The following is a 12,696-nucleotide window of genomic DNA, read 5'->3' on the forward strand; positions in this document are numbered from 1 at the left end:
CATCAGCGAGTCGGAGATCCAGATCAGGTTCTTGCGGCCGGGATATGCAGCCAGCGTGGTGGCAAAATCCTGCAACACCTGCCTCTCGTCTCCTGCTCCTATGTTTGACAGATACTGGGCTGGAAAAGAAGATGAGTACCCGCCCATGCCCCATTGCATTCCGCGGCTTTGCACCAGGGAAAGTTCGGTTTTGATTTTTTTGGCCGCCTTCAGAAGCAAATTGCGGTCCGTGGTGAAATCCTGCAGCATTCGAATTCCTCCATTGCCGAATTCGAAAATTGCCGTAGGAGCGTTCACCGGCATCTGTTTGACATACTTGATGATCTGCGATCGGGCAAAAGATTGGTTCTCAGGCAAACTTCGCCAGGCATCGAGCACAATGACGTTGCGCGGGCCTGATGTTTGAAGCTGCACGGCATTGGTGAAGACGTTTGCCGGGAGCTGAAAGGGCACTTTTGCATTCGACGGCGGCGTGGGTTGTTGCAACTGGAAAACGCTCACCTTTTGTTCCTTGCCGTCTTCGAGCAGGGTGAAATCGCCCGCCTTGAAATCGGTGATGGGTTTCCCCTTTTTGTCGGTGGCGACTACTTCCAGCACCACCAGGCGGGTGTTGACCTTGACCGTGTTGGGTATCCAGTTACGTTGGCCCTGTGGCTGCGAGTTCGCCACAGGCGGCCGCCGCTTCAACTCGGGTGCGGGCCGGGGCTCGCCGCCGAAAAGCGGACGAACCAAACAGAAAAAACCAACTGCGACTACAACCAGGAGTAATGCAACCTTGAATCTGCGCATTGGGGGGGGACTCCTTTAAAACTCACTCGTTGATACTTACAATTTAACCCTAAAAGTCTCTGCTGTGTTGGCTTCTTGCCTCACGGCTTCTTGTCTTGCGGCTTTTTTCCTTCCGGTTTCGCCATGTATGAAGCATTGCCCGGCAATCGGGGAACGGTCACTTTGGCATTGACGGCGCTGAGCGCCGGAGATGGATTGATCAGTGACTGCTGCTTCATCTGAGGCGCCCGGCGTTGGCATGCCGAGCGTGCGGGATCGAAAACAGAACGGACCAAAGAAAAGAAAATAATTGCGCTCAGAATAAGGAATAACGCAACGTTGAATCCACTAAAGTACGGAGTGCCTGTTCTGCGCATGGGAGACTCTCCTTTATATGAGGGCCCTGCAACGCTTCGCTGCTTCCCCCTCGCCTCTATGCTCAGGGGACGCATGGGGCCAACCCGGTGTCAACGCAAAATCGCCAAAACGTTCCGTTTAAAGTAAGTAAGCAATTACTTACTTTAAGGATTGTATCTCTGCGGAACCGGGAAAATCCAGCCCTTGAAAGTAAAATTTTGTTTTCGTTTCCTGGGAGAAAATTTAGTTGAAAACTTTCAGCGTTCTTTCAGAAAAGGGTGGTACCGCGGGTCATACAGGCGTGACCCGCAGGCTCATATCCACCGCTTGCGAGGAGTGGGTGAGCGCACCCACCGAGATATAATCCACGCCGGTTTCCGCATAGCTGCGGACATTCTCCAGGGTTATCCCGCCCGAACACTCGAGCGGGACGCGGCGCGTATGCCGCTGCACGCGCTGCACGCACTCGGCCACCGTCTCCGGGGTCATGTTGTCCAGCAAAATGGCCTCTGCTCCGTGCTGCAAGGCCTCTTCCAATTGCTCCGGGTTACGTACTTCGATCTCAATCGGCTGTGCACCACGGCGGTTTTTGAGCGCCAGTTCCAGCACGGCGGCAATCCCGCCCGCAACTGCGATGTGATTGTTCTTGATCAGCACCCCGCCGGAAAGATCGAGCCGGTGATTCAGTCCGCCGCCGCAGCGCACCGCATATTTATCCAGCGTGCGTAGACCGGGCACGGTCTTGCGCGTATCCAGGATGCGCGCATGCGTGCCGGCGATGGCCTCTACAAATTTTTTGGTCATGGTGGCGATTCCGCTCATGCGTTGCAGCACATTCAGGATGACGCGCTCGCAGGAAAGGATAATGCGCGCGTTGTGCCGCACCACCGCCACCTGCTGCCCCCGGTGCAGGCGCACGCCGTCGAAAATCTCAGGGTGGCAAGTCACCTCTGCGTGCGAGACCACCGTGCCATCAAGCTGGGCAAAGACATCGAAGATGCGGGCCACCGCTCCGATGCCGGCCAGCACGCAATCCTGTTTGGCCAGAATTGTTCCTGTGGCGCGCTGGTGAGCATCAATGCAGGCGTAAGTCGTCGCATCGCGTATGGCGCTGTCTTCGCGCAACGCGTTTTCCAGGATCGCGGTGAGTCTTCGACTGTTCCAATCCATGCTTTAGCTGCCGGCTTCTAACGTCCGCTAGCTCCAAAGGGTTATTGGTGAAAATACCACAAGATCGTTACAAGCCATAGACGCAGTGGGACATTGACCGCTAGGCAACACTGGCCAGCAAATAAGACTTAATGGAACACATATCCTCTTTGTCGTAATGAGAGAAACTTTTGTGAATGCGAAACCCATTGCGAAGCGCCATAAGGCTTGGCTGGTCAACCTCGACGTATTGTCGTCTGATTTCAAATCCAGTATCACAAAGGATCCGGACGTAGTCGCTCGCACGAAGCCGGTTGCAGTAAGCGAACTGGTTGCCGCCAATGAGCCGCCACATTCTGTCAGAATAACGCAAGAAGTTGATTTTGGTTATGGAGCTGTCGTGATGCTGAAAATGATCGCTGGGATCAATGAAGTGAATTGCCACTCCAGAGGACCGGAGAATTCGTCGAGCCTCTCTCATGATCGCAGTAATTGAGTCCTGCGGAATGTGCTCAAACGTGGAAAAGGAGAAATGCACGTCAACGCTCTGCTCCGGAAGTCCGGAGGCCGCTGCGTCAGCCGGCGACTTATACACGATATTGGCAGCTTTTAAAAATCCTTGAGGATCAGAGCGCATCCTGACCAGCACGTCCAGCCGGTCGCCGGCATGAGGGTACATGGATGCAACTGCATCTCTATTGGCAGTGATCCAGGCAAGGGCTTTTTTCACTAAATGGATATCCAAGCGAGGGAAAAGATCGTAGGTAAATACCTTTTCTGCACCTGAAAGGTAGAAACCGATGGGAATCCAGGAAATATGTCCGGTGCCGACCTCAAAGAGTGTTTTTCCAGCAACACCCCCATAAGGAGCAAGCCATTGCGCCATTTCCAACTGATTGACAAGGCGCGTATGCGATGACAGGTCAAGCCGCCCAAAACGCTTCTGCAGGAAGCGGTAGAAATGTGGCCCCATGGGCGCAACGCTGGAAACACCAGCAACCACGGCCTTAAACTTCCAGTTCATGAATGGTCGGATTCTACTTTATGTATGTTAAGGGACGGCAAAAGAGAACTGGTCAAGAGCACAACAATGCCTACTGCAATTCATCCAATGCCTGCTGTGTCTTCTTGATGAGCACATCCAACTCGGCCTTGCGTTTGCGTAGGCTCTCCACCACACTTGGTGGCGCTTTGCGTAGAAACCCTTCGTTGCTCAATTGCCGTTCGGCGTTGCTGCGTTCGGTCTCAAGTCGCGTCAGCTCTTTGCGCAGGCGTTCACGCTCGGCAGCGACGTCAACTTTCTTTTCGTAAACCACGGCGACCTCAAAGCGCGCGGTACTGCGCGCCGAAGGGGCTTTGGCCAGCGACTCTCCGGTGAATTCAATGGATTCCACATTGGCCAGCTTTTCGATGACGGTGCGGTTCTGCTCGAAGCTCTTTTGCACTTCAGCAACAGAGAAAATCCTGACTGGAACGCGCTGCTTGGGTTCTACCTTCAGCTCCGCCCGGATATTGCGTATGTTCACGATCAGATCCTGCAAGATGGCCATCTCGGTCTCGGCGGCGTCATCGAGCAAATTGGCCTCGGCTTTCGGATAACTCGCCAGCGCAATGGATTTCTTCGGGGTTTTGCCATCATAGAGCGCGTGCCACAGTTCTTCTGTGAGAAAGGGCATAAACGGCGAGAGCATCCGCAAGGAAGTCTCAAAGACCGCCAGCAGGTTATCAAAGGCAACGCGTGTTTGCCCTTTTTCTGCTTCGCCGGAATCTTGGCCGGCGGTCAGACAGAGCTTGGCAATCTCTATATACCAATCACAGAACTCGCCCCAGAAGAACTGATAAATTTCATTGGCGGCGTCGTGGAAGCGATAGTTTTCCAGCGCAGCTTTCAAATTTTGCGACACACGGTTCAGGCGCGAGAGTATCCAGCGGTCTTCCAGTGTATTCAGCGTGCTGGGCTGCGGCGTAGCCAGTCCACGTGCAGATTTGTTCTGAAAGTCGCTGAGCCGCCACACTCCGGCAGCCTCGGCGCGTTCGACGTTCATAAAAATAAATCGCGCCGCGTTCCAGATCTTGTTAGCAAAGGCGCGGTAGCCCTCAGTGCGGGCCTCGTTGAAGGCGATGTCCGTTCCCGGGGAGGCCATGGCGGCCAAGGTGAAGCGCACCGCATCGGTGCCGTATTTTTCCGTGATCTCGATAGGGTCAACCACGTTGCCCTTCACCTTCGACATCTTCTGGCGCTCGGCGTCGAGTACCAGGGCGTGAATGTAAACTTCCCGAAACGGTACATTACCCTGCAGATGATCTTTCATGAAGTGGCAGCCCATCATGATCATGCGCTCCACCCAGAAGAACAGAATATCGAAGCCGGTGATCAGCAATGAAGTCGGATAAAACGCCGCCAGCTCCTGCTTTGTCTTCTCATCCTGCGAAGGCCAGCCGAAGGCGGTAAAGGGAAGCAGCGCGGAAGAGAACCATGTATCGAGTACATCGATGTCTTGCTGCAGGCGTTGGCTGCCACACTTGGGACACTGGGTTGGAGCTTCGCGGGCAACCGTGATCTCTTTGCAATCGGCGCAGTGCCAGGCCGGAATGCGATGGCCCCACCACAGTTGCCGCGAGATGCACCAGTCGTAGATGTTCTCCATCCAGTTCAGGTAAATCTGCTTGTAATTCTCGGGCGTGAAGCGTACGTCGCCGCGCAGCACCGGATCGGTCGCGCCCTGCGCCAGGCTCACGCCGCCACTTTTGGGCTGCTTATGCACCGCTACGAACCACTGCGTTGAAAGCCGCGGCTCGACGATGGTCTTACAGCGGTCACATCTGCCCAGGGCCAGCGCGTGGTCCTCCACGGCTACTAAGAAGCCGCCTTGCTGTAGATCTGCCAGCACTTTTTCGCGCGCCGCAAAGCGATCGAGGCCCGCGTACGGCCCGGCATTGGCGTTCATGTGCGCGGTCTCATCCATCACATCAATCTGCGGCAGGTTGTGGCGCAGCCCTGCCTGAAAGTCGTTAGGATCGTGCGCCGGCGTTACCTTCACCGCGCCGGTGCCAAACTCAGGATTGGCCAGATCGTCGAGGATGATTGGGATTTCACGCTCCATCAGTGGCAGCAACGCTTTTTTACCATGAAGATGCTTGTAGCGCTCATCCCTGGCGTTGACGGCAACGGCTGTATCGCCCAGCATGGTCTCGGGACGCGTGGTCGCCACGGTAACAAATTCTTCACTTCCTGCATCTTTGCTTCCCACAATGGGATAGCGAATCTCGTAGATCTTTCCCGCGGTCTCTTCGTGCTTCACTTCGAGATCCGAGATCGCCGTCATACAGCGCGGGCACCAGTTCACGATGTACTTGCCGCGATAGATCAGGCCCTCTTCATAGAGGCGCACAAAAACTTCGCGCACCGCAACGTTGAGCCTTTCTTCCATGGTGAAGTACTCGCGCGACCAATCCACCGAGTCGCCCAGGCGCTTCATCTGCTTAAGGATGACCCCGCCGTAATGCTCGCGCCACTGCCACACGCGTTCAACAAATTTCTCGCGACCTAGATCTTTCCGCTTCACGCCTTCGCTGGCGAGCTGGCGCTCCACCATCAACTGCGTGGCAATGCCGGCGTGGTCGGTCCCTGGCAGCCACACCGTGCAGTACCCCGACATGCGCCGCCAGCGGATGATGATGTCCGTCTCGGTGTGCTCGAACATGTGCCCCATGTGCAGGTGCCCGGTGACATTCGGCGGCGGCAGCAGCAGGGTGAACACAGACTGGCCTTGTGAAGGCGGCCCGCTCACGGAGAACAGGTTTTCTTTCACCCAGTATTCGGCCCATCGTGTTTCAATTGCACCCGGGTTGTAGGCTTTCGCCAGTTCGTGTGGCATAGGGATAACAGGCAAGGCGCAGTCGTCTACGCCTCACACAGGTGAATTATTCAGAATAACTGTCAGAGGAAAAGATGGTCAAACGGGAACAGCTCCAAGCTTCAAGGAGAAAACTCACCGCGGATTCCACGAATCACGCGGATTTAGTAATTTCACCGCGGAGGCGCTGAGAGTCCTTATCTCAAACGGAAGTTCATAGAGACCTGGCTTTCCATTTCTACAGCGTTGCCATCCACTATGTAGGGCTTAAAGCGCCACTGGCGCACAGCTTCTTCCGCTCCTCGGACCAACAGCGCTGGTCCGCTCACCACTTTGACTTCCTGCAATCCGCCTCGGCCATCCACGATGATATCGAGCACAACCATTCCTTCCACGCCTGCGGTCTTGGCAATGAGCGGATACAGCGGCTGGCTCTTGTGGGTGACGTATTCATCGAGCACTGCGGCTGAAACATGCACTCGCATAGGCGCACCCGCACTCGGTGTGCTTGGCGTGCTGATAGGAGGCGGCGGAGTATTCATGGCAGCCGTGACTGTCGGGGTTGGAGTTGGGATTGGAGTCGGGGTCGGTTCGGCTCTGGGAGGTTCCATAACCGGTTGCGTCACGGGTTGGCTCACAACTGGGGCAGGAGCTTGCACAGCGGCTGTGGTGGTGGTTGTCGTTGCTGCAGAAGCCGTCACATAGGCCGGAGTTGGCGCTGGCCTGGCGGTTGGTGGCGGCGTGTAGCTTGGTGCTGGCGCTGGGGTACTTGCAACCGGAGTCGGCGTCGGTTCTGCTCGAGGCGTGCTTACCACCACGGGTTGCGCTGCCGGGTGGCCGATCACCGTCGAAGGCGCCTGCGTTCTGGTTGCTGCCGGTGTTTCGTAGGTCGCGCGTGCTGGCGCATGCGCGGCCTGGATTACTGTCGAAGGAGCGGTCTGCCGTGTGGGAGCTGAAGTGTTGGCCGTAGCCGGGGTTACAGACCTTTGCGTTGCAGGCGCGGTTCTTGTCGTATTCGAGGCAGTACTAACCGGAAAAGAGGTGACCGGTGCGCTGGCAACCATACCACTTTCAGCCGCTGTTTGAACCGCAACTGTGTCAGGGGTACTCGAGGCAACCGTGCTCAGTGAGACCTCTGCCGTGGGCACTTCCGACGCCGCGCTGGAGACTTCAGCAGCAGCAGTCTTGCGCGAGGTCGTTTTCGCCGGTGTGGGTCTAGACTGCGTCTCTGCGGCCCGGTTTTCCGTTGTTCCTGCCGGCAAGACTGCGCTAGGCGCTTGCATGGTTGTAGTCGGCGGCGCTGGCGGCGTTGAAATCGTTGCAACTACGGTAGGCTCAGCTTGGGTTTGCGGCTGGATCGCCACCGGGCGCGCCGGGGCATTGGCCATCAGGCCAGGTTCAAAAAAGGTGAGCGATTCCATGGTGCGCACCAAGTCATCCATATCGTCGCTGTTGGCCGCCATGAAAGAAAACGTGATGGCGTAACTCTTCAGCAAAATGCAGATTTGCGTCTGATAAAACACCGGATTACCAGGGGTCGGTTTGGACCTCATGTCCACCCGGTAGAACTGTTTGCCTCCGTAGGTAGTGAAGCGCTTGTCTGAACGCAGGGACAGCACCTCAAAAGGACCGGAAGGACCGGCCTGTGGGTTAATGGCAGCTTCCAGAAAGTCTTTGGGTGTTTTGATCACCGTGTTGGGTACCAGGTAATCAGCGTTAATGCTGAGGTAGCGAAGGTCGGTTGTGCTGGCATCCTGTGGGTTGCCCGCAAACAACGGATACATCCTGCTCTCACCCAGCGCGGGTGATCGTAACGCACTGCCGGCCCATCCTTCGGGAAAGCGATATGAAAAGCCGAAATAGCCATTGACATAGCGCCGTCCGTTGAGCGCGCCATAGTCAGCACGGAAATCGGAATCCTGCGCCAGCACGGGCGCAGCGGTAAATACCAATACCATTAAAACCGGCAACACTAAGAGCCGTTTCACGGGGTGCCTCCTCACAACAGCATGTACCTACCTGAATTCCGCTCGGGCGTGAAAAGCAGTAGATGGGGGGAGAAACTGCTCAAACGTCTTTTTTAATCCGAGTGGCCTGCGGAGATTACATAACACTATATACCTTAAAAAATTATGTTTTCAAGTCGAAGGACGTGGTGGCCGCTTCTGTTTATAGTAACTATTCATATTACTTATGCACGATTCGGCAGACCATACGTACAACTAACTTTCATTGTAAGAGTTTAAAGCCCTCATTTTATAGCTCTTACCCCCCCGCCGGGCGCCGTTCCGGGTTGGCGAAATGCCGGACTGTCGCATACAGCTCTTCTGAGGAAAACGGCTTCGCCAGATAGCCATCCATGCCTGAAGCCAGAAAACGTTCACGGTCGCCCAGCATAGCGCTGGCCGAGAGAGAAACAATCGTGGTCCTTCTCCGGTGGCCCGCGCTTTCGCGCGAACGAATCTGGCGTACCGCCTCTACTCCATCCATTACCGGCATCTGGTCGTCCATGAGGATAAGGTCAAACTCTCCTGTCTCCCAGGCCTGCAAAGCTGCCAGTCCGGTGGATACGACGCTGACCTTATGGCCGCGCCGGGAGAGAAGTTTCGCCGCCAGCACCTGGTTGGCGGGATTATCCTCGGCCAGCAGGATCCGCACCGGAACTTCGGGTTCGACCGGAGCCACCGGACGCATCGGTAAATCTCGCTCCTTTCCTATGGCGAAGCTGCAGGCGAATTGGAAGGTACTGCCCACGTGGGGCGTGCTCTCCATCGAAAGATGACCGCCCATCAACTGCGAAAGTTGGGAGCAGATTGCCAAGCCAAGGCCGGTTCCTCCGAACCGCCGGGTTACTCCGCTGTCGGCTTGAGCGAACGCCTCGAAGATATGCTTTTGGTCTGCTTCTGAAATGCCGATGCCTGTGTCAGTAACCCGAAAGATCAAACTCACCTGGTCTTGAGCGCCGGCCAAACCTGACTCGGCTCGCGCAACCTGCAGCTTCACCGATCCGGCCACGGTAAACTTGGCGGCATTACCCACCAGATTGATCAGCACCTGGCGAAGACGCGTGGGGTCGCCGACCAGCAGATCAGGCACGTTGTCGGTAACTTGACACTCCAAAACCAATCCCTTGGTGAGCGCCTGGGGAAGAACCAGCTTACAGACGTCATCCACGGCCCGGCGGAGAGAAAAAGGGATGTTCTCCAGAGTCAACTTTCCAGCATCAATCTTGGAAAAATCGAGAATGTCGTTGAGAACCGCCAGCAACCCTTCGGCACAACTCTGTAAGGTCTTAATGTATTCGCGGGATTCCTCCGGCGTTTCCGAATCAATTGCCAGTTGCGCCATACCGAGGATGCCATGCATTGGAGTGCGGATCTCGTGGCTCATGTTGGCCAGAAACTGGCCTTTGGCGCGATTCGCAGACTCAGCCGCCGTCTTGGCCACTTCCAGCTCACGCGCTCTTGCGCTTTCCAGGGCGCGGTCGCGCAACTGCTGCCAGTACACCGTGTGCATCTGGCGGCCGACGAGCGCCATGAAAAAGGAAAGCCCCAGGCAGAATGTGGCAAAAGTATTGGCCTGGGCGCCACCCATCAAGAGACTTTGGATTGTTACCGGTCCGAGAAGGAGAGCGACGTGAAGCGCCAGTAGCTTAACATTGGGCGCGAAGGAGATGCCGGATCCCGCGACGATCCCAGCCGTCCAGAGCAGGACAATGACGAAGGTCCAGTTTTCGAAGCCGTAGGAGCGGAGCGTGCTGACATACAACAATCCCGAGGCGCCAGAACCTAGGAGAATAGACAGAGTCACCAACCCCATCGACAGGCGCGGGTGCGCGGCATAAATACGTTCGCGCAGCAGCGCCAGGGTAACGCGCGTCCCCATGGCGAGAAACACGGCTGCTGCCAGACTCCAGAATAGCTTTGGATGCTCAGTCGGATAGGGTGAGGTTATTCCCAGGGCGATAAAAATCAGCGCGTAGCCGTAAACTCCGTACCCCAATCGCGCAGCCAGATCGAGATGCGCCTCGCGGACGAGCTCTGGCGATAGACGATCCTTGCGTCCGTCTGAAAAATCTGTCGGGAAGCTTTGCTGCGAGGCTGACACTCTTCTCCCCCTGCTCGACGCCAATCGGCAGAATTCCGAGGGGTTCCATCTTGCCTACAAACGACTTTATAACAGGTTTGCCCGGTTGTGAGGGTGGTTTTAAGTCTATATCTTTTAACCATTGTCGCAGGATCTCTTCTCGATTACCGCGGCAGAAGATCGGTCCCCCACAGATCGTGGGTGTCTTCAAATTCAAATCCCAGCTCCACCAGGCCGGTTGTGCCTCTCATCCGGTGGGAAGTGATCTTGGCGTGCACCCCTTGCTTCCTGTCGGGCGACCACAAAAAAATCGCGTCACCGGTCTTGAATCGGGCGCGGGAAATCAGCACACCGCCGTGCCTGCTTAACAAAAGTGTTTCCCCTAATGCCTCTTGCGGATCTCCTGCCGGGCATCCCTTTACGATTACGTGGAGTCGTTTCACAACGACCTTGTCCTGCCACTGCCGCATTTGGAGTGCGATCTCACGAATGAATTCATCCAGCATCTTCTGGTAGGAGGTCTCGAGATCTAAAAAGCGCAGACCAATTCGGGCTTTAGGCTGAACGTGCGCCACTGAACAGCGGGCTTTGACCGAAAGCCCTGCTGTCAGGTTGAAGAGCACGTCAATTCTTCCGCCGGACTGAAACCCCGGAGAACATTGCAGCAACAAGCCGCCCAAGCTGATGTTTTCTGTTAATCCGACGGTTCGCGAAGTCCCAGCTCGAACTTCCACAGGAGTAGCCAAATCCAGCCTGCTGAATTTACGAAAGTCCATCTTTTCGTTTGAAGCTGAGTTGCGTTTCATAATCCAATAACGCTTCCAAATGGGGTTAGGGGGTTTGGTTGAGCTACAGTACGACCAAGACCATCTAAAGCGCTTCTGCTCTTTTCAGGCTGTGCCGAAAACTCGGCCGCCCGCCCCTGTCTTTCGATTGAACTATGGTCTCGATATTTTGTCGGCAGGCAGAGGGCATTGGGAGCCCGCACCCTGAACCAAGCGTGGACATGGCGCACTGTCAAAGGTCAGCTCTGCCTACCGTTCACCAGACGTCGTTTGCTGTCGGCGTCCGGAGAAATCAATTCCACAGGTTGGTTCTATCGTGAGGCGCACTCTCTGCGCGACGATGGCCAGCTCTGTGGGTGTAGAAAATTCCGCTCAGTGGCGATTGGAAAGAAACATCCCATTCGTGGGCCGCAACAGAAACAGCCCCACTGGTTATTTATGTATAAGTATAAGTGGCAAAAACAGGAGAAATATCACACCTGCTGGATGAAAAAATGCTACTAATTTTTCTGAGCAATGAACAAGCCTTCAGTAATTGGTCTTAGCGGCCATCGTTGCCACCTAGGGTTATTCACGTAGTGTCAGGTTGCGGAAAAGTCGCCTTCCCGTATCAAGTTGGTCGAATTCGCTGAGAATTCCCAACTTGGCTTCATCTTCCGCAACCTGCTATACACTAGTGGCAGGAACGGGGGAAACATCACGCTTCAGGTGACTAGCGTGGCTTGGGCCAAGGTGAAACATTCACCGTCTGCGCAGCGCTCAGATCAAAGCCCTTGCTCTTAGCTCTTCGCTAAAAACAAAAGCTCGCCGCAGATTTCGCGGATTCAATTAGGGGGGTACCCCCTGCTGGCTTGGGTCTCGAAGAGACTCCCGTCGTTAGTCCTCAGTCCTCAGGAAAGCCCGGCTTCTCCCTTCGGAGAGATTGATCGCAAGTTGGCCCCCTACCCCTGCTTGCTTGGTTGGTGAGATTTGTGTCAGGGCAGGTTATTGGGCTTCAGCCCCTGCAGGCCAGTGACCGGCTACTCTCTTTTTAATTTTCAAAGATCTAAAAAGGCCTTTTGTCTTTTGTCTTGGGCCCTGCATTCCTGGAATGCTTTTTCGAGCTTGTGGATCAGTATTCTTTCAATACGTGTTTATGTAACGAACCCCATGTTGATCTTTTCTTTCCGGCGGTTCGTAGTATTTGGGCCCGAAGAAATTGTTCATCTCCTCAACACTGAGCTCCGGGCTTTTTGCACTCGCGGCTGGTTCAGGGGCACTCGCGACCGGGTCAGGGTTGACAACGTTCTGCTGTGGAGCTTTGTTCTCTGGCTTTGGGATTATCACCGGTGGAAAGTGAGAATGTCTGTGCAGGATGCGTTCATAGCGTTGGGGTGGTTGTTGATTTTGCTGGCTTGCGCCTGCGGCGGAGTCTGGGCTGACCGTGTTCAGCCTGCCTTGGTCTGGTTTGGCTTTGTCTTCTGATTTGTCTTGCTTGCCTGGCGCGGAATAGGGCTTGATGGTGTTCGCGCCTGGGACCTTCTCTTCGGAATGGGAATCGAAATTGAAATTAGGGGCAATCGGGGTGATATTCAGGCTGACGCGGTCATAGTGCGGTTTTTTGCCTGCGCGGGCGGCTTCGCCGGAGGCCCGGCGCTGCTCGCGAGTTCGTTCTTTCAGGACCGCGAGTACGGAATTGCCGAGGTGACAGAGGA

General features: G+C 55.5%; 9 protein-coding genes. All 9 read right to left on the bottom strand.

The annotated features are described in order from the left end of the window. Positions 1-789 (bottom strand): VWA domain-containing protein (locus VK738_18255; protein ID HTD24608.1); only part of this gene is annotated, 789 nt, incomplete at its 3' end. 80 nt (positions 790-869) lie between these two features. Beyond that, positions 870-1,145, bottom strand: a complete 276-nt coding sequence (locus VK738_18260) for a hypothetical protein (GenBank protein ID HTD24609.1) — start codon at positions 1,143-1,145, stop codon at positions 870-872. Positions 1,146-1,416: 271 nt separating this feature from the next. Then, positions 1,417-2,295, bottom strand: a complete 879-nt coding sequence (gene nadC, locus VK738_18265; protein HTD24610.1) for a carboxylating nicotinate-nucleotide diphosphorylase — start codon at positions 2,293-2,295, stop codon at positions 1,417-1,419. Positions 2,296-2,395: 100 nt separating this feature from the next. Continuing rightward, positions 2,396-3,298, bottom strand: coding sequence for a methyltransferase domain-containing protein (locus tag VK738_18270; GenBank protein ID HTD24611.1), 903 nt, complete (start codon positions 3,296-3,298; stop codon positions 2,396-2,398). 70 nt (positions 3,299-3,368) lie between these two features. Then, entirely contained in the window at positions 3,369-6,167 is a 2,799-nt protein-coding gene (locus tag VK738_18275; GenBank protein HTD24612.1) for a valine--tRNA ligase, read from the bottom strand. A gap of 161 nt (positions 6,168-6,328) precedes the next feature. After that, on the bottom strand, positions 6,329-8,119 hold the full coding sequence (locus VK738_18280; GenBank protein ID HTD24613.1) for a TonB family protein: 1,791 nt from the start codon (positions 8,117-8,119) through the stop codon (positions 6,329-6,331). Positions 8,120-8,396: 277 nt separating this feature from the next. Continuing rightward, on the bottom strand, positions 8,397-10,238 hold the full coding sequence (locus tag VK738_18285) for an ATP-binding protein (protein HTD24614.1): 1,842 nt from the start codon (positions 10,236-10,238) through the stop codon (positions 8,397-8,399). A gap of 143 nt (positions 10,239-10,381) precedes the next feature. Further along, complete coding sequence (locus VK738_18290; GenBank protein ID HTD24615.1) at positions 10,382-11,023, bottom strand: PilZ domain-containing protein; 642 nt, start codon at positions 11,021-11,023, stop codon at positions 10,382-10,384. Between the two features lie 1,101 nt (positions 11,024-12,124). Then, on the bottom strand, positions 12,125-12,696 hold a 572-nt coding region (locus tag VK738_18295), incomplete at its 5' end, for a hypothetical protein (GenBank protein HTD24616.1).

The organism is Terriglobales bacterium, assembly GCA_035487355.1.
Taxonomy (GTDB): domain Bacteria; phylum Acidobacteriota; class Terriglobia; order Terriglobales; family Acidobacteriaceae; genus QIAW01.